24 protein-coding genes and 1 tRNA gene are annotated in these 18,971 nt (G+C 59.4%); 21 read left to right on the forward strand and 4 right to left on the reverse strand.

Annotated elements, in window-relative coordinates; all coding sequences use genetic code 11:
* Positions 1-3 precede the first annotated feature (3 nt).
* The 4 genes from GYA94_RS09950 to GYA94_RS09965 all read left to right on the forward strand — a co-directional run bounded on the left by GYA94_RS09950 (position 4) and on the right by GYA94_RS09965 (position 3,419).
* Positions 4-1,026: a LacI family DNA-binding transcriptional regulator gene (locus tag GYA94_RS09950; RefSeq protein WP_161892229.1), complete on the forward strand. Its 1,023-nt coding sequence runs from the start codon at positions 4-6 to the stop codon at positions 1,024-1,026.
* 15 nt (positions 1,027-1,041) lie between these two features.
* Positions 1,042-1,950: a ribokinase gene (rbsK, locus tag GYA94_RS09955; RefSeq protein WP_161892230.1), complete on the forward strand. Its 909-nt coding sequence runs from the start codon at positions 1,042-1,044 to the stop codon at positions 1,948-1,950.
* Positions 1,947-2,345, forward strand: coding sequence for a D-ribose pyranase (rbsD, locus tag GYA94_RS09960; protein ID WP_009685887.1), 399 nt, complete (start codon positions 1,947-1,949; stop codon positions 2,343-2,345). The genes rbsK and rbsD overlap by 4 nt, the downstream gene beginning before the upstream one ends.
* Before the next feature lie 72 nt (positions 2,346-2,417).
* A complete protein-coding gene (locus tag GYA94_RS09965) occupies positions 2,418-3,419 on the forward strand; it encodes a nucleoside hydrolase (protein WP_161892231.1) in 1,002 nt (333 codons plus the stop codon).
* On the opposite strand, the gene GYA94_RS09970 is transcribed toward GYA94_RS09965, so the two are convergent.
* Positions 3,391-3,603 (reverse strand): hypothetical protein, encoded by a 213-nt coding sequence (locus GYA94_RS09970; protein WP_009685885.1) that lies wholly within the window; start codon positions 3,601-3,603, stop codon positions 3,391-3,393. The two genes, GYA94_RS09965 and GYA94_RS09970, sit on opposite strands and share 29 nt — an antisense overlap.
* A gap of 275 nt (positions 3,604-3,878) precedes the next feature.
* On the opposite strand from GYA94_RS09970, the gene GYA94_RS09975 reads away from it, so the two are divergent.
* On the forward strand, positions 3,879-4,208 hold the full coding sequence (locus GYA94_RS09975; RefSeq protein WP_009685884.1) for an I78 family peptidase inhibitor: 330 nt from the start codon (positions 3,879-3,881) through the stop codon (positions 4,206-4,208).
* Positions 4,209-4,283: 75 nt separating this feature from the next.
* Here GYA94_RS09975 and GYA94_RS09980 read toward each other — a convergent pair whose 3' ends face one another.
* Both GYA94_RS09980 and GYA94_RS09985 read right to left on the reverse strand, forming a co-directional pair.
* Complete coding sequence (locus GYA94_RS09980; RefSeq protein WP_003250656.1) at positions 4,284-4,496, reverse strand: cold-shock protein; 213 nt, start codon at positions 4,494-4,496, stop codon at positions 4,284-4,286.
* 162 nt (positions 4,497-4,658) lie between these two features.
* Positions 4,659-4,964, reverse strand: coding sequence for a hypothetical protein (locus GYA94_RS09985; RefSeq protein ID WP_161892232.1), 306 nt, complete (start codon positions 4,962-4,964; stop codon positions 4,659-4,661).
* Positions 4,965-5,298: 334 nt separating this feature from the next.
* Here GYA94_RS09985 and thrS point away from each other — a divergent pair, with 334 nt between their 5' ends.
* The 10 genes from thrS to GYA94_RS10035 all read left to right on the forward strand — a co-directional run bounded on the left by thrS (position 5,299) and on the right by GYA94_RS10035 (position 13,284).
* Complete coding sequence (gene thrS / locus GYA94_RS09990) at positions 5,299-7,221, forward strand: threonine--tRNA ligase (RefSeq protein ID WP_009685881.1); 1,923 nt, start codon at positions 5,299-5,301, stop codon at positions 7,219-7,221.
* Complete coding sequence (infC, locus tag GYA94_RS09995) at positions 7,221-7,772, forward strand: translation initiation factor IF-3 (RefSeq protein WP_012052879.1); 552 nt, start codon at positions 7,221-7,223, stop codon at positions 7,770-7,772. The genes thrS and infC overlap by 1 nt, the downstream gene beginning before the upstream one ends.
* Before the next feature lie 60 nt (positions 7,773-7,832).
* Positions 7,833-8,027: a 50S ribosomal protein L35 gene (rpmI, locus tag GYA94_RS10000; RefSeq protein WP_003250667.1), complete on the forward strand. Its 195-nt coding sequence runs from the start codon at positions 7,833-7,835 to the stop codon at positions 8,025-8,027.
* 27 nt (positions 8,028-8,054) lie between these two features.
* Positions 8,055-8,411 carry a 50S ribosomal protein L20 gene (gene rplT, locus GYA94_RS10005; RefSeq protein ID WP_003250671.1) on the forward strand — a complete coding sequence of 119 codons (357 nt, stop codon included), beginning with the start codon at positions 8,055-8,057 and terminating at the stop codon, positions 8,409-8,411.
* Between the two features lie 109 nt (positions 8,412-8,520).
* Complete coding sequence (pheS, locus tag GYA94_RS10010) at positions 8,521-9,537, forward strand: phenylalanine--tRNA ligase subunit alpha (protein ID WP_161892233.1); 1,017 nt, start codon at positions 8,521-8,523, stop codon at positions 9,535-9,537.
* 31 nt (positions 9,538-9,568) lie between these two features.
* Complete coding sequence (gene pheT / locus GYA94_RS10015) at positions 9,569-11,950, forward strand: phenylalanine--tRNA ligase subunit beta (RefSeq protein ID WP_161892234.1); 2,382 nt, start codon at positions 9,569-9,571, stop codon at positions 11,948-11,950.
* Between the two features lie 4 nt (positions 11,951-11,954).
* On the forward strand, positions 11,955-12,257 hold the full coding sequence (ihfA, locus tag GYA94_RS10020; RefSeq protein WP_003250679.1) for an integration host factor subunit alpha: 303 nt from the start codon (positions 11,955-11,957) through the stop codon (positions 12,255-12,257).
* Positions 12,238-12,594, forward strand: a complete 357-nt coding sequence (locus GYA94_RS10025) for a MerR family transcriptional regulator (RefSeq protein ID WP_009685877.1) — start codon at positions 12,238-12,240, stop codon at positions 12,592-12,594. The genes ihfA and GYA94_RS10025 overlap by 20 nt, the downstream gene beginning before the upstream one ends.
* Positions 12,595-12,710: 116 nt before the next feature.
* A tRNA-Pro gene (locus tag GYA94_RS10030) sits at positions 12,711-12,787 on the forward strand.
* A 290-nt stretch (positions 12,788-13,077) separates the two neighbouring features.
* A complete protein-coding gene (locus GYA94_RS10035; protein WP_161892235.1) occupies positions 13,078-13,284 on the forward strand; it encodes a hypothetical protein in 207 nt (68 codons plus the stop codon).
* Between the two features lie 131 nt (positions 13,285-13,415).
* Here the strand turns inward: GYA94_RS10035 and GYA94_RS10040 are convergent, their stop codons facing one another.
* Positions 13,416-14,108, reverse strand: a complete 693-nt coding sequence (locus GYA94_RS10040) for a RepB family protein (RefSeq protein WP_174824178.1) — start codon at positions 14,106-14,108, stop codon at positions 13,416-13,418.
* Between the two features lie 957 nt (positions 14,109-15,065).
* On the opposite strand from GYA94_RS10040, the gene GYA94_RS10045 reads away from it, so the two are divergent.
* From GYA94_RS10045 to GYA94_RS10070, 6 genes are all read left to right on the forward strand, one after another.
* On the forward strand, positions 15,066-15,299 hold the full coding sequence (locus GYA94_RS10045; RefSeq protein WP_161892237.1) for a helix-turn-helix transcriptional regulator: 234 nt from the start codon (positions 15,066-15,068) through the stop codon (positions 15,297-15,299).
* A 334-nt stretch (positions 15,300-15,633) separates the two neighbouring features.
* Positions 15,634-16,644, forward strand: a complete 1,011-nt coding sequence (locus GYA94_RS10050; protein WP_161892238.1) for a YagK/YfjJ domain-containing protein — start codon at positions 15,634-15,636, stop codon at positions 16,642-16,644.
* Positions 16,645-16,756: 112 nt separating this feature from the next.
* Entirely contained in the window at positions 16,757-17,104 is a 348-nt protein-coding gene (locus GYA94_RS10055) for a BrxR family helix-turn-helix transcriptional regulator (protein ID WP_161892239.1), read from the forward strand.
* Between the two features lie 15 nt (positions 17,105-17,119).
* Positions 17,120-17,653, forward strand: a complete 534-nt coding sequence (locus GYA94_RS10060) for a WYL domain-containing protein (protein WP_255326915.1) — start codon at positions 17,120-17,122, stop codon at positions 17,651-17,653.
* On the forward strand, positions 17,650-18,429 hold the full coding sequence (locus tag GYA94_RS10065; protein WP_161892241.1) for a hypothetical protein: 780 nt from the start codon (positions 17,650-17,652) through the stop codon (positions 18,427-18,429). The genes GYA94_RS10060 and GYA94_RS10065 overlap by 4 nt, the downstream gene beginning before the upstream one ends.
* Complete coding sequence (locus tag GYA94_RS10070) at positions 18,422-18,967, forward strand: BREX protein BrxB domain-containing protein (RefSeq protein ID WP_161892242.1); 546 nt, start codon at positions 18,422-18,424, stop codon at positions 18,965-18,967. Before GYA94_RS10065 ends, GYA94_RS10070 begins: the two co-directional genes overlap by 8 nt.
* The last annotated feature ends 4 nt before the right edge of the window (positions 18,968-18,971 follow it).

Below are 18,971 nucleotides of genomic sequence, written 5' to 3' on the forward strand. Positions count from 1 at the left end.
AACATGGCAACCATCAAAGATGTCGCGGCATTGGCGGGTATTTCCTATACCACGGTGTCCCATGTATTGAACAAGACCCGACCGGTCAGCGAGCAGGTGCGGCAGAAAGTGGAGGCCGCGATTGTCGAACTCGACTACGTGCCCAGTGCCGTGGCGCGTTCGCTGAAGGCTCGTAGCACGGCGACCATCGGGCTGTTGGTGCCCAGCAGCGTGAACCCTTACTTTGCCGAGCTGGCGCGGGGCATCGAGGATGCCTGTGAACGCAACGGCTATTGCGTGATTCTGTGCAACTCCGACGACAACCCGCAAAAGCAGCGCAGCTACCTGCGCGTGTTGCTGGAAAAGCGCATCGACGGGCTGGTGGTGGCGTCGGTGGGCGAGGACAGCGACCTGCTGCAGAGCCTGGCCGGCGTACGTACGCCCATGGTGGTCGTCGACCGCGAGCTGGAAGGGGTGGACGCTGACCTGGTGCGCATCGACCATGAGCACGGCGCTTACCTGGCGACCCAGCACCTGCTGGCCCTGGGGCACCGCGACATCGCCTACATCGGTGGCCCCGCCGATACCGGGGTAACCCAGCTGCGCCTGCGCGGCTTTCATCGGGCCATGGCCGAGGCGCAGGCGCCGGTGCACAGTGACCGTGTGCTGCACTGCGACTTCACCAGCCCGGGCGGCCATGCCGCCGCTGCGCAAGTGTTGCACGGGCGGCGCCCTACGGCCATTTTTGCGGGCAACGACATGATCGGTTTCGGCGTGCTGCGCGCTGCCGCCGAACGCAATATCAACGTGCCCGGCGAACTGTCGGTGATCGGCTTCGACGACATCGAGCTCAGCCGCTACGTGTACCCGCCGTTGACCACCGTGGGCCAGTCGATCCGCGAACTGGGCGAGAGCGCTGCCTCGCTGTTGCTGGCGCGCATCGGCACACCCCGGCAAGGCATGGCCGAGCAGCGCATCGTCGCCCCGCGCATTGTCTTGCGCGAATCCACCGGGCCGCGCCCGGACCTGTTCAACGATTACCGCTAACGCTAAGGAACTGTCATGAATGCCAAGGTTGTGGTGGTCGGCAGCCTCAACATGGACCTGGTGGTCCGCGCCCAGCGCTTGCCTCGCGCCGGCGAAACCCTGCCCGGCGAACGTTTTTTCACGGTGCCGGGCGGCAAGGGGGCCAACCAGGCCGTAGCGGCTGCGCGCCTGGGCGCCAGCGTGGCGATGATTGGCAATGTCGGCGATGACGATTATGGCCGCCAGTTGCACCAGGCATTGTCCGCAGAAGGCATCGACTGCCAGGGCGTCAGTACCTGCCCCGGCGTGTCCAGCGGTGTAGCCCTGATCACCGTGGATGCCGCCAGCCAGAATTGCATTGTCATCATCCCCGGCGGCAACGGCCTGCTGACGCCGCAGTCGGTGCAGCACTTCGAGGCGTTGTTGCAGGCTGCGCAGGTGGTCATCTGCCAGTTGGAGGTGCCGGTCGACACGGTGGCCTGGACGCTGAGGCGGGCGCGTGAACTGGGCAAGCAGGTGATCCTCAACCCGGCGCCTGCCACCGGCCCGTTACCTGCGCAATGGTTCGCGTTCATCGATTACCTCACCCCCAATGAAAGCGAGGCCGAAGCGCTGACCGGCATTGCGGTGACCGACCAGGCGAGCGCGCAGCTTGCCGCAGAGCGCTTGCTGCAGGCGGGGGCGGGCAAGGTGATCGTCACGCTGGGCGCGCAAGGGGCGTTGCTGGTAACGCCCGAGGGGCACCAGCATTACCCTGCACCGGTGGTGCAGCCGCTGGACACCACTGCTGCTGGCGACACCTTCATTGGCGGCTTCGCTGCAGGCCTGGTGCGTGGATTGGAGGAGGGCGAGGCCATCGCCTTCGGCCAGCGTGCTGCGGCGCTGTCGGTGACACGCGTTGGCGCGCAGCCATCAATCCCTTACCTGGCGGAGCTGGTGCCATGAAGAAAACCCCGCTGCTGAACGTTGCCCTGTCGCGCACCATCGCCGGCATGGGCCATGGCGATATCCTGGTGATCGGCGATGCGGGCCTGCCGGTGCCGCCAGGCGTGGAAATGATCGACCTGGCGATCACCCCTGGCTTGCCGGACTTCGCCAGTGTGTTGCGCGCCGTGCTGAGCGAGCTTCAGGTGGAGCGGCATGTGCTGGCCGAGGAAATGCAGAAAGTGGTGCCGCCAGCGCTGGTCGAGCTCGAGCGTCTCAAGGGCAAGCTGGGCAAGCGCGAATGGCTTAGCCATGAAGCATTCAAGGTGCTGTCGCGCAGTGCGCGCGCGGTGGTGCGTACCGGTGAGTGCCAGCCCTACAGCAATATCGCGCTGGTTTCCGGCGTCACGTTCTGAGCCGTTGACCAGCCGCCGGTGCCACCCGGCGCGTCGGCCGTTATTCACCAAAGGCAACAGGAGTGCCATTCCATGCTCAAGCCCTGGCTTCAAGGACTCGCTTTCATGCTCACTGCCACCAGCTTGCAGGCTGCCCCCATCGACCTGATCATCGACACCGACCCCGGTGCCGACGACGTGGTCGCCTTGTTCCTGGCCCTGGCCTCGCCAGAAGAACTCAATATTCGCGCCATCACCACCGTGGCCGGCAATGTGCGCCTGGATAAAACCTCCCGCAACGCCCGCCTGGCGCGCGAATGGGCTGGCCGCGAAGACATCCCGGTTTACGCGGGGGCCGGCCGCCCGCTGGTGCGCGCACCTGTCTATGCCGCAGAAGTGCACGGCGAAGAAGGCCTGGCCGGCGTTCAAGTGCATGAGCCGAAGGCCCCGCTGGCCGCCGGCAACGCCGTGCAGTACCTGGTAGACACCTTGGCGGCCGCCAAGCCGCACAGCATCACCGTGGCCATGCTCGGCCCACAGACCAACCTGGCCCTGGCGCTGATCCAGCGCCCGGAGATTGCCACGGGCATCAAGGAGGTGGTGGTCATGGGCGGCGCCCACTTCAACGGCGGCAACATCACCCCAGCGGCAGAATTCAACCTCTACGCCGACCCCCATGCAGCTCAGGTGGTTCTGGCCAGCGGGGTGCAACTGACCTATCTACCGCTGGACGTCACCCACAAGCTGCTGACCAGCGACGCCCGGCTGCAGCAGTTGGCCGCGGTGAATACACAAGCCAGCAAGCGGGTGGTGGACATTCTCAACGTGTACATCAAGCACGACATGGCGTTGTACGGCATGCCCGGCGGTCCGGTGCATGACGCCAGCGTCATTGCCTACTTGCTCAAGCCCGAACTGTTCAGCGGCCGGCGCATTCACCTGAGCATCGACAGCCGCGAAGGCCCGACCTTTGGTCAGACCGTCGCTGACTGGTACGGCGTGCTCAAGCAGCCGGCCAATGTGCTGTGGGTGGAACAGGGTGACGCCCAAGGCCTGTTCGACCTGCTTAGCGCCCGGTTGGCGCGGCTGCAATAGCTGCGTGCGGGGCGTAGCGCTCCAGCACCTGCTCGATGAAGCTGCGTGCTGCCTCGGGGCCGCGGTCGCGCACCAGCAGGTCGATGCCGATCAACAGCAACTCCTCTGGTGTGCCAGGGCTGTACGCACTCTGGCCCTCGGCCCACTTGACCTTGATATCGGCATCGATGGTGTGGCTGCTCATGAAAAGCTCTCGCTAGGGGCCCGGAACGAAGGGGTGAACACCTGACCCTGGTGTTCGATGGAGGCGGGATGCACTCCACTTCTTGCAGCAAATCATGGCTTTGCGCCAGTGACCGTGCGCGCTAAGCATATGGCAAACGCAGCGGGTTGTGCAAAATCCGGTCACGATTGCTTTTCCCCCTCATTGATCGAGTTCAGGCAGACTTGACCGGTTTTGCAACAAATGATGAGCGGAACTGTCGGATCAGACATTCCCATACCGATTTAGGAGGCTTCATGTTCCGTACCCGTGCTTACCTGGCAACCCTGGCGATGGCTGCTGTCCTGGCTGGTTGCAGCACTGGTGGCGATGCTGGTGGTAATGCCGGTGGGGCTGCACCGGCTGCGCCGGCCGGCAACGACGGCCGCTGCGATGCCAGCGGCGCAGACTTTGCCATGGGCAAGCAGGCCAGTGCCGAGTTGCTGGAGCAGGCGCGCAAGGCCAGTGGTTCGCAAATAGCGCGTATTCTCAAGCCGCACGACGTGGTAACCCTGGAGTACCGGTCCGAGCGCTTGAACCTTAACGTCAATGAGCAGGGTGTGGTCAACCGCGTCAACTGCGGCTGATTCAGCTACCCCCGGCCCCTGGGGCGCGCCCAAAAAAAACCCGCCACAAGGGCGGGTTTTTTACAGCTATCCGAATTACTCCGGACGAACCTGTGCAGCCTGCATGCCTTTTTGGCCGCGCTCGGCGACGAAGGAAACAGTCTGGCCTTCTTTCAGGCTCTTGAAGCCGTCAGATTCGATGGCTTTGAAGTGAACGAACAGGTCGTCGCCGCCGCCTGCTGGGGTGATGAAGCCGTAGCCTTTCTCATCATTGAACCATTTGACGGTGCCTTGTTGGCGATTGGACATGGGTGAATCTCCAGAACATTTAGTTTTTTCGGTGGTGCAATGCGGCCGAGGCTACGGAGCACGGGACGTATCATAGTCCATTTCTGCGCATCTAGCGCCTTTTACCTTCGCCGGATATTGATCCAGCTCAAAGATTTACCGGCCGCCTTTGGCTTTAAGGTTTCAGCCCTTTGGTGCGCAGGCATGTTTCACAACCGTTTGCGCTTTCTGCATCAGCTTGGCGTCCACGCCATCCTTGCTGTCCAGGTCGGCAATTTCGGCATCGGTGAAGTTCTTCTTGATGGCTTGGGCGCCACAGTCGCAGTGTTTCTTCGCAGTTGCAGCATCAACGCCCTGGCCGCTGGCCACCTGCGTGCACTGGGCCATGTAGCCGGCCTCTTTCCCCGGTGGGAAGTTGCCAGCGTTCGCGGCTACCGGCAGCAGCAGGGCAGCAGTGGCCGCCAGGGCCAGAAGAGACGGAACTCGCATAACCAGTTACTCCTTGGGTTAAGGTCTCATCAAGAGTAGGTTGCTTCCCAAAGTCTGATAGGGCTTTTTCCGGGTTAGTTCACCCCAACCCCGTAATTTCCAAATATTTCTGCCTGCGGCGCAACCCGCGTGCTAGCATGCTCGGCTTGTGTTCGCGCCTTTGCCTGGCGCAGCCATTTTTCTTTCCAGTCACTCTGGTTCGTCCCTCGCAAGCCGAAAGGCTTCTGCCACTGTGAGGCAGGCTTCCTTTGCAGGAAGGCAGGTCGGATCTTGTACTGGCTCATCCCAACCCACGTGACCTTTGGTAGGGGTCACCACTAGGAGAGGAGGCGCCATGCCCGTTATTACTCTTCCCGATGGCAGTCAGCGTTCGTTTGATCACGCCGTATCCGTAGCCGATGTCGCCGCATCCATTGGTGCAGGCCTCGCCAAGGCCACCGTGGCCGGCAAGGTCGACGGCAAGCTGGTCGACGCCTGCGACCTGATCAGCCACGACGCCACACTGCAGATCATCACCCCTAAAGATGCAGAGGGACTGGAGATCATCCGCCACTCGTGCGCCCATTTGGTTGGCCACGCGGTGAAGCAGCTGTACCCGACCGCCAAGATGGTGATCGGCCCGGTGATCGACGAAGGCTTCTATTACGACATCGCCTACGAGCGCCCCTTCACCCCTGAAGACCTGGCCGCCATCGAAAAGCGCATGATGGAGCTGATCGACAAAGACTACGACGTGGTCAAGAAGGTCACCCCGCGCGCCGAAGTCATCGACGTTTTCACCGCCCGTGGCGAAGACTACAAGCTGCGCCTGGTCGAAGACATGCCGGACGAACAGGCCATGGGCCTGTACTACCACGAAGAATACGTTGACATGTGCCGTGGCCCGCACGTGCCCAACACCCGCTTCCTCAAGGCTTTCAAGCTGACCAAGCTGTCCGGCGCCTACTGGCGTGGCGATGCCAAGAACGAGCAGTTGCAGCGCGTGTACGGCACCGCCTGGGCGGACAAGAAGCAGCTGGCAGCCTACATCCAGCGCATCGAAGAAGCCGAAAAACGCGACCACCGCAAGATCGGCAAGCAGCTCGACCTGTTCCACCTGCAGGAAGAAGCCCCGGGCATGGTGTTCTGGCACGCCAACGGCTGGACCGTCTACCAGGTGCTCGAGCAGTACATGCGTGGCGTGCAGCGCGAAAACGGCTACCAGGAAATCAAGACCCCGCAGGTTGTCGACCGTATTCTGTGGGAGCGTTCCGGCCACTGGTCCAACTACGCCGAGAACATGTTCACCACTTCGTCGGAAAGCCGCGACTACGCGGTAAAACCGATGAACTGCCCGTGCCACGTGCAGGTGTTCAACCAGGGCCTGAAAAGCTACCGCGACCTGCCGCTGCGCCTGGCCGAGTTCGGTGCCTGCCACCGTAACGAGCCATCCGGTGCCCTGCACGGCATCATGCGCGTACGTGGCTTCGTACAGGACGACGCGCACATCTTCTGCACCGAAGAACAGGTGAAGAAAGAAGCAGCCGACTTCATCAAGCTGACCCTGGACGTGTACAAGGACTTCGGCTTCAGCGACATTGCCATGAAGCTGTCCACCCGCCCGGCCAAGCGTGTCGGTTCCGAAGAGCTGTGGGACCGTGCCGAAGGTGCACTGGCCGACGCCCTCAACGAATCCGGCCTGGAGTGGGAATACCAGCCAGGCGAAGGTGCCTTCTACGGTCCGAAGATCGAGTTCACCCTGCGTGACTGCCTTGGCCGTAACTGGCAGTGCGGTACCCTGCAGTACGATCCGAACCTGCCAGAGCGCCTGGATGCCAGCTACATCGCCGAAGACAACAGCCGCGTGCGCCCGGTGATGCTGCACCGCGCCATCCTCGGCTCGTTCGAGCGCTTCATCGGCATGCTGATCGAGCACTACGCTGGCGTGTTCCCGGCCTGGCTCGCACCGACCCAGGCGGTGATCATGAACATCACCGACAAACAGGCCGATTTCGCCCTTCAGGTGGAGAAATCTCTGAACGGTAGCGGTTTCCGTGCCAAGTCGGACTTGAGAAATGAGAAGATCGGCTTTAAAATCCGCGAGCATACTTTGCTCAAGGTCCCGTACCTTTTGGTTATAGGGGACCGCGAAGTCGAAACGCAAACCGTCGCTGTGCGCACTCGCGAAGGTGCTGACCTGGGCTCCATGCCCGTCGCCCAGTTCGTTGAGCTGCTGAATCAAGCGGTTTCCCGGCGTGGTCGCCAAGAATCGGAGTAATGACTATTAAGCGTGAAATGAGAAACGATAAGCGTGCTGTACCGAAGGCCCCGATCAACGAGAATATCTCGGCCCGCGAGGTTCGGTTAATTGGCGCAGACGGCGAGCAAGTTGGCATCGTCTCGATTGATGAAGCGCTGCGTATCGCTGATGAAGCGAAGCTGGACCTGGTAGAAATCTCTGCAGACGCAGTACCACCTGTCTGCAAGGTGATGGACTACGGCAAGCACCTCTTCGAGAAGAAGAAGCAGGCTAACGAAGCCAAGAAAAACCAGAAACAGATCCAGATCAAAGAAATCAAGTTTCGTCCAGGGACGGAGGATGGGGATTACCAGGTAAAACTACGCAACCTGGTACGTTTCCTTACCGATGGGGACAAGGCCAAGATCTCTCTGAGATTCCGCGGCCGTGAGATGGCCCACCAGGAGCTGGGCATGGAGCTGTTGAAGCGGGTCGAAGCCGACCTCGCCGAATACGGCACCGTTGAGCAGCATCCTAAGATGGAAGGACGCCAGCTTATGATGGTCATCGCCCCCAAGAAAAAGAAATAATCTCCCGGGCACGGCAGGCCTGATGATTATGTGTAATTTTATCGAATGCGGAGTTCCAACATGCCAAAAATGAAAACCAAGAGCGGTGCTGCGAAGCGCTTCCTGAAGACTGCTTCGGGCTTCAAGCACAAGCACGCTTTCAAGAGCCACATCCTGACCAAAATGTCGACCAAGCGTAAGCGTCAACTGCGCGGTGCCAGCTTGCTGCACCCGTCCGACGTGGCGAAAGTCGAGCGCATGCTGCGCGTACGTTAATTCTGGTTAAGATAGAGGAAGTTACTCATGGCTCGTGTTAAGCGCGGCGTTATCGCTCGTAAGCGTCACAAAAAAATTCTGAAGCTGGCTAAAGGTTACTACGGTGCACGTTCGCGCGTATTCCGCGTAGCCAAGCAAGCGGTCATCAAGGCTGGCCAATACGCCTACCGCGACCGTCGCCAGAAGAAGCGTCAGTTCCGCGCACTGTGGATCGCTCGTATCAACGCCGGTGCCCGCACCAACGGTCTGTCCTACAGCCGTCTGATTGCTGGCCTGAAAAAGGCTTCGATCGAAATCGACCGTAAGGTTCTGGCCGATCTGGCAGTGAACGAAAAAGCGGCGTTTGCTGCGATTGTCGAGAAAGCTAAAGCCGTTCTGGCTTAAGTACCCGCGACAATCACCCGGCGGCGCTCGCGGCGCCGGGCATTGAACGTCATCGATAGGGGAAGAGCCTTCAAAGCTCTTCCCCTATTTTCGTATCTGGAGTCTGTACATGGAAAACCTGGATGCGTTGGTCTCCCAAGCCCTAGAGGCCGTGGAGCGCGCTGAAGACATCACTACCCTGGAACAGATCCGGGTTAACTATCTCGGCAAGAAAGGCGAGCTGACCCAGGTGATGAAGACCCTGGGCAACCTGCCAGCCGAAGAGCGGCCGAAAGTCGGCGCGCTGATCAATGACGCCAAAGAGCGCGTTACCGTTGTGCTCAATGCCCGCAAGGCTGCCTTTGAAGAAGCCGAGCTCAGCGCTCGCCTGGCTGCCGAATGCGTTGACGTCACCCTGCCAGGCCGTGGCCAGGCCACCGGTGGCCTGCACCCGATCACCCGTACCCTCGAGCGCATCGAGCAGTTCTTCACCCACATTGGCTACGGCATTGCCGAAGGCCCTGAGGTGGAAGACGACTACCACAACTTCGAAGCGCTCAACATTCCCGGCCACCACCCGGCGCGGGCGATGCACGACACCTTCTACTTCAATGCCAACATGCTGCTGCGTACCCACACCTCGCCGGTGCAGGTGCGGACCATGGAGTCCACCCAGCCGCCCATCCGCATTGTCTGCCCGGGCCGCGTTTACCGCTGCGACTCGGATATTACCCACTCGCCGATGTTCCACCAGGTCGAAGGCCTGCTGATCGACCGCGACATCAACTTCGCCGACCTCAAGGGCACCATCGAAGAGTTCCTGCGCGTGTTCTTCGAGAAAGAACTGGCGGTACGTTTCCGCCCATCGTTCTTCCCCTTCACCGAGCCGTCCGCCGAAGTCGATATCCAGTGCGTGATGTGCTCCGGCAACGGCTGCCGGGTGTGCAAGCAAACCGGCTGGCTGGAAGTGATGGGTTGCGGCATGGTGCACCCGAACGTGCTGCGCATGTCTGGCATCGATCCGGAAGAGTTCCAGGGCTTCGCCTTTGGCATGGGGGCCGAGCGCCTGGCCATGCTGCGCTATGGCGTCAACGATTTGCGTCTGTTCTTCGACAACGACCTGCGGTTCCTGGCGCAATTCCGCTAGGCCCAATCGACGCAACTTTCAGGAGAACAGCATGAAATTCAGTGAACAGTGGCTGCGCGGTTGGGTAAACCCGCAAGTCTCTCGTGACGAACTGGTTGCCCGCCTGTCCATGGCCGGCCTTGAAGTCGACAGCGTTACCCCCGCTGCCGGCCAGTTCAGCGGCATCGTGGTAGGCGAGATCCTGGCCACCGAACAACACCCGGACGCCGACAAGCTGCGCGTGTGCCAGGTAACCAACGGCCAGGAAACCTTCCAGGTCGTGTGCGGCGCACCTAACGCCCGCCCAGGCATCAAGGTGCCATTCGCCATGATCGGCGCCGAGCTGTCTGGCGACTTCAAGATCAAGAAGGCCAAGCTGCGTGGCGTCGAGTCCTTCGGCATGCTGTGCTCGGCTGCCGAGCTGGAAATCAGCGAAGAAAACGACGGCCTGCTGGAACTGGCAGCCGACGCCCCGGTAGGCGAGAACATTCGTACCTACCTGAGCCTGGACGACGCCAGCATCGAAATCGGCCTTACGCCGAACCGCGGTGACTGCCTGTCCATCGCCGGCCTGGCGCGTGACGTCAGCGCCCTGTACGACACCCCGGTGACCCGCCCGGTAGTGCCTGCTGTACCACCGGCCCACGACGAAGTGCGCCCGGTCGAAGTCAGCGCCCCGGCTGCTTGCCCGCGCTACCTGGGCCGCGTTATCCGTAACGTCGACCTGAGCAAGCCAACCCCGTTGTGGATGGTAGAGCGCCTGCGCCGCAGCGACGTGCGTAGCATCGACGCCGCCGTAGACGTCACCAACTACGTGATGCTCGAACTCGGCCAGCCGATGCACGCCTTCGACCTGGCAGAAATCAACGGCGGTATTCGCGTACGCATGGCCGAAGAGGGCGAAAAGCTCGTTCTGCTCGACGGCCAGGAAGTGGCCCTGCGCGCCGACACCCTGGTGATCGCCGACCACACCCGTGCCTTGGCCATCGCCGGCGTCATGGGGGGTGAGCACAGTGGTGTAAACACCGAAAAAACCCGCGACCTGTTCTTGGAAAGTGCCTTCTTCGAGCCGATTTCCGTTGCCGGTAAAGCCCGTTCCTACGGCCTGCACACCGATGCCTCGCACCGCTACGAGCGCGGCGTCGACTCGCACCTGGCCCGCGAAGCCATGGAACGCGCCACCCAGCTGCTGCTGGACATTGTCGGCGGCGAAGCCGGCCCGGTCGTCGAAGCGGTCAGCGAGCAGCACCTGCCGCAGGTGGCCCCGGTTACCCTGCGCGCCGAACGCATCACCCAGATGCTTGGCATGGAAATGGACCCAGCCCAGGTCGAGCAACTGCTCAACGCCCTGGAACTGACCACCAGCAAGGCAGCCGACGGGGAGTGGACCGTCACCGTGCCAAGCCACCGCTTCGACATCAGCCTGGAAGTGGACCTGATCGAAGAACTGGCCCGCCTGTACGGCTACAACAACCTGCCGGTCCGCTACCCGCAAGCGCGCCTGGCGCCACAGGGCAAGCCGGAAACCCGCGGTGACCTACCGACCCTGCGCCGCCTGCTGGTTGCCCGCGGTTACCAGGAAGCCATCACCTACAGCTTCATCGACCCGAAACTGTTCGAACTGTTCAGCCCGGGCGTAGAGCCGCTGCTGCTGGCCAACCCCATTTCCAGCGACATGGCCGCCATGCGTGCTTCGCTGTGGCCGGGCCTGGTCAAAGCCCTGCAGCACAACCTGAACCGCCAGCAAGACCGCGTGCGCCTGTTCGAAAGCGGCCTGCGTTTCGTCGGCCAGCTGGGTGACCTGCAACAGCAGCCCATGATCGCTGGCGTGGTCACCGGCAGCCGCCTGCCAGAAGGCTGGGCCAACGGCCGCGACGGCGTCGATTTCTTCGACGTTAAAGCCGACGTGGAAGCCTTGCTGGGTTATTCCGGTGCCCTGAGCGACTTCACCTTCAGCGCCGGCAAGCACCCAGCCCTGCACCCAGGCCAGACCGCCGCCATCGAGCGCGACGGCAAACTGGTCGGTTACCTCGGCGCCATCCACCCAGAGCTGGCCAAAGCCCTGGACCTGGACCGCCCGGTGTTCCTGTTCGAGCTGGTGCTGGGCGACGTGGTCGAAGGCCGCCTGCCGAAATTCAGCGAACTGTCCAAGTTCCCGGAAACCCGTCGTGACCTGGCCTTGATCGCCGGTCGTGACGTGGCAGCCAGTGCGGTGCTTGAATTAATTCGTGACAATGCAGGCGAATGGCTCACAGACCTCAGGCTGTTTGATGTCTACCAGGGTAAAGGTATTGATCCTGATAGAAAAAGCCTGGCAGTCGGCTTGACCTGGCAGCATCCATCGCGCACTCTTAACGACGATGAGGTGAACACTACCCTGCAAAACATCCTCACCTCGCTCGAACAAAGGTTGAACACCACGTTAAGGAAATAACGGCATGGGTGCTCTGACGAAAGCTGAGATGGCCGAAAGGCTGTACGAGGAGCTGGGGCTTAACAAGCGTGAGGCCAAGGAGCTGGTCGAGCTGTTTTTCGAAGAAATTCGGCACGCACTTGAAGAGAACGAGCAGGTCAAGCTGTCTGGTTTCGGCAACTTCGACCTTCGCGACAAACGCCAGCGGCCGGGCCGCAACCCCAAAACCGGGGAAGAAATCCCGATCACCGCACGGCGCGTCGTCACCTTTCGTCCAGGGCAGAAGTTGAAGGCCCGGGTTGAGGCCTATGCTGGAACCAAGCCATAACGACGAACTGCCCCCCATACCGGGCAAACGCTACTTCACCATTGGTGAAGTGAGCGAGTTGTGTGCCGTAAAGCCACACGTGCTGCGGTATTGGGAGCAGGAGTTCGACCAGCTCAACCCTGTGAAGCGGCGGGGAAACCGGCGGTATTATCAGCGGCAAGACGTGCTGATGATCCGGCAGATTCGCGCGCTGCTGTATGAGCAGGGGTTCACCATTGGCGGGGCGCGGTTGCGGCTCTCCAGTGATGAGGCTAAAGATGATTCGAGCCAGTACAAGCAGCTGATTCGGCAGATGATTGTCGAATTGGAGGATGTGCTGGTCGTGTTGAAGAAGTGAGCTTGTGCTTATCTGGTGAGTGAAAATTTTTTTGAGAAAAAGCTTTCATTTATCAGAGGGTTAGGGTACATTCTTCAACGTTCTCGGCAGTATTGAGAACATGCTTCAAGCCCAGTCGGGGCGTAGCGCAGCCCGGTAGCGCACTTGCATGGGGTGCAAGGGGTCGAGTGTTCGAATCACTCCGTCCCGACCAAAATACCCTAGAAAATCCAGTCACTTAGCGGTGACTGGATTTTTTTATGTCTGATGGTTTTGTTGGTGCTCTTATTTTTGCCCCACTTTTTGCCCCACCGATATCCTCTGTTGTTTTTGTGGGGTCGTTTTCTCCCGTTCCGGTCGGTTGATCCTGGCTTCCGGCCCTTGGATTTTCTGCTGCTGGTGTGCCGGTGTTTTGCTCTTCTGGGTGACTGATCCTGCCCAGTCCCGGTGTGCGCCTCGTTAAGCGATCCTGGCGCGAGGGGGCAATGGCACCTCCTCTTTTTGATGAAACGGGCCCGCGCCCGTCATTCCCAAGCCTATAAGGGCGAAGCGGTGGCTTTGGCCGAGCAAGCCGGGGGAGATGGCCATCGCAAAAAAGGCTGCCGCGCACTTTCCGAGCCGGGCTATGTGTCACGTGTTGGGCGTCGTCCGCAGTGGCTACTACGCCTGGTGCTCTTGCAGGGCATCAATGTGGCGCTGGTGAAGAGCTGAACTGGGTCGGCAGGTCCGTTCAGGCATACGGCGCAGCAGGGGTCGCAGAGGGGGCTCCACGGCTGTGTCACAACTGGCGGGAGGCCGGGTTGCCCTGCAATTGCAAGGCGGTAGCTGCTTCGATCCAATGGCTAGCTTTCGGCCAGGTACATGCCTGTATCGGCCTCCATCCTAATCAAGCTTTCAATGACTTGAGCACGTTTCAGGCCATGCTTCTCTGCTAGCGCATCCAGCTGGGCAATTACTGCTTTCGAGAGCATGACGTTGACCTGCTTCTTGTCAGTGGAGCGTTCATTGAATTGCCTTTTGCTCCAAAGCCTCCTGATCCTTTCGATGATAGCTACTCGTTCGTTTGAACCTATCTCCTCTTGGTCGAAGAACATCAGCAGCTCCTGATAGTTGCTGATGGGGGGCTGTCTTGAGATTGGCGTCAAGTAATTCTTCTGTAACCACTCCCAGGCGCAAAGACATCGCTTCGTGCTCTCTTTCTGATCTGCAAACCACTCAAGCTGGCTATCTAGGGCTTTGTGCCTGCGCCATTGGTCGTGAAGTCTGTCTACATCTCGTTGCTTCTTTTCTAGGTCGACTTGCCAAATGTCTATTGCGGCTACGAGTCGCTCCCGCCCCTGAAGGTGAGGCAGGCCCCTGGGGAGGATGCGCTCGGTGAGCTTGTCAACTCTTCTGGTTAGCCACTGAATCTGTCTCGTGTTGTCAGTGATCCATTTCAGTTGCTCATCCGGCAGCAAGTAGCGATCCATTTTGGCGGGGATGTCTGCTGCGATCTTGCGGTCTCCCCTCAAGGCCTGGGCGACCTCATCGCGCATGGTTGCTCCATTGCACGAGTCTCGCTCTAGGTCAAAGCGCTCATATACGTACAGGCCGAGCCAAAGCCAAATTTCTTGGCGTTTGTTTATCCGTGTGCCGGGTAGTAGTTGGGAGAGTTTGTCGGAGGGGTAGGTGGAAGCCATTATCACTTGTGCCTGTGTGTGCGAATCATTAGTGTTAAGTCGGCGCTGATTCTAGTGGTGATCTTCGTATATTCTAAATCTATCCTATCTTTCTTCTACGGAAATTCTAATCTATTTCTAGTCGGATTCTATTGCCATTCTAGGAACCTTCTATGGGTCATAATCGTGTTCTTATGCCAATTTTTAAAGGGTTTTCAGGGTTTCTGCTATTTCAGAAGCCGCATTAGCAGCAGATCTAGTTGATGGTGACCGTGAATGGATTTTCTGTGTCATGGGCGACTACGGCTCGTTGCTGGCGCGTTGAGCAAGTAGTCGGGCCGGCGTAGCGGGGTTCTCAGCTTCAAGCGGGTGCGGTGGAGGTGGTGTTGTGACGTGATGCTGTAGGCGATCAAGAAACCCGCTGTGGTGAGCGGCAAGGTTCTGTCGGTGCAATCGCTGAGTGATGACGGTTCGATCGATGCCTTCGGCAAGCCCTCGACTTGTTGTCTGGAATATTGACCTACCACCGCTGGTAATCCGTGGTGTCAGCACGCAGAGCAACGCATAGGGGAGAGCCTCGTAAAGATCGTGAGGCGGGACTGTATGTGCCACGTTTCCCTATCGACTGAGCCTAGGTCGCTCTTCAAGGATTACGGCGAGGAGCATCCGCACGGAGGGCTGAAATGCTGTTCACCTCAGGAGTTCAAGCGTCTGGCTGGCGGGTGACCTGGCGGGGAAAGGGTGTTCGGTTTGGTTGGGGTAGGTCAGTGTTGTGGCCGGTTAGTTTTTTTAAACGGTGCTTGCAGATCCTCTGAGCCACAGAGGAGCCTGCTCATGCGAATCATCCGATTGAAAGAAGTCATCGACTCGACCGGTCTTGCTCGGTCGACCATCTACAAGTACATCGGGGAAGGCGCCTTCCCGAAACCGGTCTCGCTGGGCGATCGCTGCGTCGGCTGGGTCGACAGTGAAGTGCACGACTGGATCCTGGCAAGGATTGAGGAGCGCGACCTTGCAGAGGGTGGCGCTGCGCTACGTTCAGTCGGCCACCTGAATGTGGCCAGCTAGCAATGACCATAAGCGCCATGACTGGCTTCGGCTGGTCATGGCGCTTATGCCGTCTGGGAAAAATCGTTCTCAGCTAACTCTCCCAAGATGCGCCACGGCGAATCTGACGGTTGGCTCGGCAATGTTGCTCCCCATTGCCGAGCCAACCTGGGAGGGCTGCATGAGACTGGATCGGGATCTAGTTATATAGCTAAAGACTATCAACATCCATCCAGTCAATAGGTCTGGGTGTGGATAGCAATACCAGTCCTATATCCCAGTAAGTGAGTAGGTCATAGGTTAAAAAACACACATTGCGTACCTGGTATGAGAAACCATCAACAGGTACATACCCATGACCAAACGAAGCGCCAACACCTATCCATCCCAGTCCGATACCGCCATCCAGATTGAACGTCTCATCAACGCCATCAAACGTACCGATAGCCAAGCCTACCGAATCACCTACTCGAAGCAGGGAGATGAACTGGTCAGTGATACCAGGCTGTCTAGGTACTTCAATGGTGTCGAACAGATGATCATGCTGTTCGAAGGCGATGTGGAGTATCAGTACAGCTGGCAGTTGAGCCTCTTTCAGCAAGCCTGCCAGATCATCGGGGTTGAACTCAGCCCATGTGGCATTACCTGCCTGAGCGAGGATGAAACTCGCTACCTGAGCACCAGCGAGACACTGAACGAGCTAACCCAATGCATCCGTAGCCTCTTTACCCAGAAGGAGTTCAAGCAGCGTGAGCATCATGATCAGCGCTACCAGGCCATTCAGCAGGAGACTGAGATCACTCGCTACGTGGATGCTGTGCTTGATCGTTACGCCCGTGCCTGCGTGGTCAGGGTCGATCTGTATTACCGGAAAGAGGCTCAGGCCAGGTTGCGTGTGGAGCGTGTGTTCGATGATCTGAGGCGGTTGATTAAGGGGCGTGAACGCAACCCGATTTTCGATCATGAGACCGGCTACATCTGCAGTGTTGAGCAGGGTGAGGATCGTGGCTACCACATCCATGCGGCCTTTTTCTTCAACGGCTCAGAGGTGGGTGCGGACATCTACAGGGCGCAGCAGATTGGCGAGCTGTGGGAGCGCATCACTCTTGGTCAGGGCTGCTACCACAACTGCAACCGTGAGAAGGCAAAGCACCGGGACCGCCTAGGGATTGGGATGATCCAGCGGCGTGACCCAATCGCGCGGGGGAATGTGCATTACGCCATGCGCTATCTGGTCAAGAATGACCAGCACCTGCGGCTCAAGCCTGTGGGGGCTCGCTGCTTGCGCAAAGGTCAGGTCGGAAGAGGAACTAGGGGGGGGCTGGTCCATCCCGCAGTAGTGCGATTTATCTCCAGTCCGGGCTAATGCCTGCAACGACCGTTGCGTAAGCCAGTAATTGGCGCTGGTTTGAGCTGTGCAGTTTGGTTATCATCATTTTTAGTATGACCAGCCAGGCTAAACGGAACAACCCTCGCACATGCCCAATATCGCACCTAAAGATGCCTCGCCAAACCAGCGTGAGCGGCTGTGGCAGATCGACTTTCTGGCGCGTTTTCGTGGTCAGGTGACCCGTCAAGATCTTGTGCAGCGCTTTGCTATCGCACTGTCTAATGCTACCCGTGACTTCGCTCTCTATCGCCAGCTGGCACCGGACAACCTCGATTATGACCATCGCGAGAAGGTTTACCGACGTGCTCCGGTGTTCCAGCCGCTTTTCGCCTATGACCGTGAACACACCCTGCAGGCCCTCAGCTTGGGGCAGGGCGTGGGGTTGGAGGCTTGTGCGCAGCCGATTGTGGTTGATGTTGCGCCCACGCTAAATTAGCCGGACCTGGAAACCCTGGCCTCAGTGTCTCGCGCTATTTACGCCGGCAAGGGCTTGGCGATTCGCTATGTCTCGGTCAGTAGCGGTGAGTCCAGCAGAGAAATCGTGCCGCATAGTCTGGTTAACACAGGCCTGCGCTGGCATGTCCGTGCCTACTGCAGAACGCGCGCACAGTTTCGCGACTTCGTATTAACCCGTATCACCCAGGTCCAGGAGCTGGATGGCGATGTAGAAACCGCAGCCGAGTCTTGGGAGCGGGATAAAGAGTGGAATCATGAGGTTGTGCTGGAGCTGATTCCCCATCCCAATGCTCCGCATATCCGCGCCATCGAGCTGGACTATGGGCTGACGCCTGGGCAAACCATTCGAGTGCAGGTGCGGGCCGCTACAGCGGGTTATCTGCTGCGGCGTTGGGGAGTGGATTGCAGCGTGAGTGCCGGCTTAAACCCGGGCGAGTATCAACTGGCTCTGCGCGAGCCCAAGAGCGTTGCGCTGCAGGCCAACCTCTCCATTGCTCCAGGATTTACCTCAGAGACCGACTGTCGATGACCAGTAACGCTACACAGCAGAAATTTGGCTTCAAGTTTGGCCGCAATGGTGCGCATGCCGCGCGCACCATGATGCTGGCTGAGCTCACCGAGTTGTTCCAAGGCCGCGAAGCTGAGGCGAGTACGGCGCAATATCAGGAAGATATCGAACTCTTCAACGTACTGCATAAACCGACAGAAAAGGCCCGTAAGCTGACCTGGCGTCACCTGGTTGATCTGTTCGCGATGGACAAAAACGTCGTGCTATTCCGAGCCTTTCGCCGCCTGTGGGAGAGTGATGCGAGCGCACGCGCCTTGCTGGCTTGCCAAATAGCCTTGGCTCGGGACCCACTGCTTAGGCTGTCGCAAGAAAAGGTTTTGTCGCTTGTGCTTGGGCAGTTGTTGCTGCGCGAGGAAATGGAACAGGCCTTTGAGGAACAGTTCCCCGACCGCTATAGCCCGGCAACACTCAGGTCTTTGGCGCAGAACGTCAACGGCACATGGACCGATGCCGGCTACTTGCAAGGCCGAAGCAAAAAACGTCGTACCGAGCCTGACATCCGCCCGGTGAACGTCGCCTTTGCGCTGTTTATGGGCTACCTGCAAGGTGCAACAGGTAACCGCCTGTTCAATACCGAGTGGACCAAATTACTCGGCTGCCGTCAGGAGCGCCTGCTGGAGCTGGCTCGTCAGGCCAGTCACAGCGGCCTGCTGAATTTCAAACATTCCAGCGAAGTTGTGGAAGTCACCTTCCCCGACTACCTGACCAAGGAAGAGGAGGGCTGGCTGCATGAGTAACCGCCTGAACCGTTTGCTGAAAAGCTACAGCAACCACATCAGCCTGCCGTGGATCAGCGGCTTGGCCAATGAGCAGCGGGTGCTCTTTGCCGTCTACCACAAGGAAGATGAGCTCAAGCTACGTGCCCGCATCGAAGAGTTTCGGCTGGCTACTGAAAGTGCCGGCCACCCCTGGTTGGAGCTGGATATTACGCGCCTGTTTCCAGAGTGGATGGCGCAGCAAAAATACCGCGAAGATTATTTCGAGGACCCCGACTCGCTCACCTCGAAGTACAAAACCTTTGCCCGCCAGTCCGTAGTGGCGCTGGCAGAACGAATCCAGAACCAGGCCGACAGCAACACTCTGGTCGCCCTGGTTGGCTGCGGCACCCTGTTCGGGTTCGCCTCGGTTTCCGATTTCGTCAAGCAACTGGCCGAGCATGTGCCGGGGCGCTTGTTGGTGCTCTTCCCCGGCGAGTACGTCAACAACACCTACCGCCTGCTGGATGCCCGCGATGGCTGGGGCTATCAGGCCACCGCCATTACGGCAGACAACTGAATAC

The organism is Pseudomonas juntendi (assembly GCF_009932375.1).
In the GTDB taxonomy this organism is placed as follows: domain Bacteria; phylum Pseudomonadota; class Gammaproteobacteria; order Pseudomonadales; family Pseudomonadaceae; genus Aquipseudomonas; species Aquipseudomonas juntendi.

What these genes read in the sequence shown, in the direction of transcription:
- GYA94_RS09950 (WP_161892229.1), top strand. Translation starts at nt 4, where the DNA reads ATGGCAACCATCAAAGATGTCGCGGCATTGGCGGGTATTTCCTATACC.
- rbsK (WP_161892230.1), top strand. Translation starts at nt 1,042, where the DNA reads ATGAATGCCAAGGTTGTGGTGGTCGGCAGCCTCAACATGGACCTGGTG.
- rbsD (WP_009685887.1), top strand. Translation starts at nt 1,947, where the DNA reads ATGAAGAAAACCCCGCTGCTGAACGTTGCCCTGTCGCGCACCATCGCC.
- GYA94_RS09965 (WP_161892231.1), top strand. Translation starts at nt 2,418, where the DNA reads ATGCTCAAGCCCTGGCTTCAAGGACTCGCTTTCATGCTCACTGCCACC.
- GYA94_RS09970 (WP_009685885.1), bottom strand. Translation starts at nt 3,603, where the DNA reads ATGAGCAGCCACACCATCGATGCCGATATCAAGGTCAAGTGGGCCGAG.
- GYA94_RS09975 (WP_009685884.1), top strand. Translation starts at nt 3,879, where the DNA reads ATGTTCCGTACCCGTGCTTACCTGGCAACCCTGGCGATGGCTGCTGTC.
- GYA94_RS09980 (WP_003250656.1), bottom strand. Translation starts at nt 4,496, where the DNA reads ATGTCCAATCGCCAACAAGGCACCGTCAAATGGTTCAATGATGAGAAA.
- GYA94_RS09985 (WP_161892232.1), bottom strand. Translation starts at nt 4,964, where the DNA reads ATGCGAGTTCCGTCTCTTCTGGCCCTGGCGGCCACTGCTGCCCTGCTG.
- thrS (WP_009685881.1), top strand. Translation starts at nt 5,299, where the DNA reads ATGCCCGTTATTACTCTTCCCGATGGCAGTCAGCGTTCGTTTGATCAC.
- infC (WP_012052879.1), top strand. Translation starts at nt 7,221, where the DNA reads ATGACTATTAAGCGTGAAATGAGAAACGATAAGCGTGCTGTACCGAAG.
- rpmI (WP_003250667.1), top strand. Translation starts at nt 7,833, where the DNA reads ATGCCAAAAATGAAAACCAAGAGCGGTGCTGCGAAGCGCTTCCTGAAG.
- rplT (WP_003250671.1), top strand. Translation starts at nt 8,055, where the DNA reads ATGGCTCGTGTTAAGCGCGGCGTTATCGCTCGTAAGCGTCACAAAAAA.
- pheS (WP_161892233.1), top strand. Translation starts at nt 8,521, where the DNA reads ATGGAAAACCTGGATGCGTTGGTCTCCCAAGCCCTAGAGGCCGTGGAG.
- pheT (WP_161892234.1), top strand. Translation starts at nt 9,569, where the DNA reads ATGAAATTCAGTGAACAGTGGCTGCGCGGTTGGGTAAACCCGCAAGTC.
- ihfA (WP_003250679.1), top strand. Translation starts at nt 11,955, where the DNA reads ATGGGTGCTCTGACGAAAGCTGAGATGGCCGAAAGGCTGTACGAGGAG.
- GYA94_RS10025 (WP_009685877.1), top strand. Translation starts at nt 12,238, where the DNA reads ATGCTGGAACCAAGCCATAACGACGAACTGCCCCCCATACCGGGCAAA.
- GYA94_RS10035 (WP_161892235.1), top strand. Translation starts at nt 13,078, where the DNA reads ATGAAACGGGCCCGCGCCCGTCATTCCCAAGCCTATAAGGGCGAAGCG.
- GYA94_RS10040 (WP_174824178.1), bottom strand. Translation starts at nt 14,108, where the DNA reads ATGCGCGATGAGGTCGCCCAGGCCTTGAGGGGAGACCGCAAGATCGCA.
- GYA94_RS10045 (WP_161892237.1), top strand. Translation starts at nt 15,066, where the DNA reads ATGCGAATCATCCGATTGAAAGAAGTCATCGACTCGACCGGTCTTGCT.
- GYA94_RS10050 (WP_161892238.1), top strand. Translation starts at nt 15,634, where the DNA reads ATGACCAAACGAAGCGCCAACACCTATCCATCCCAGTCCGATACCGCC.
- GYA94_RS10055 (WP_161892239.1), top strand. Translation starts at nt 16,757, where the DNA reads ATGCCCAATATCGCACCTAAAGATGCCTCGCCAAACCAGCGTGAGCGG.
- GYA94_RS10065 (WP_161892241.1), top strand. Translation starts at nt 17,650, where the DNA reads ATGACCAGTAACGCTACACAGCAGAAATTTGGCTTCAAGTTTGGCCGC.
- GYA94_RS10070 (WP_161892242.1), top strand. Translation starts at nt 18,422, where the DNA reads ATGAGTAACCGCCTGAACCGTTTGCTGAAAAGCTACAGCAACCACATC.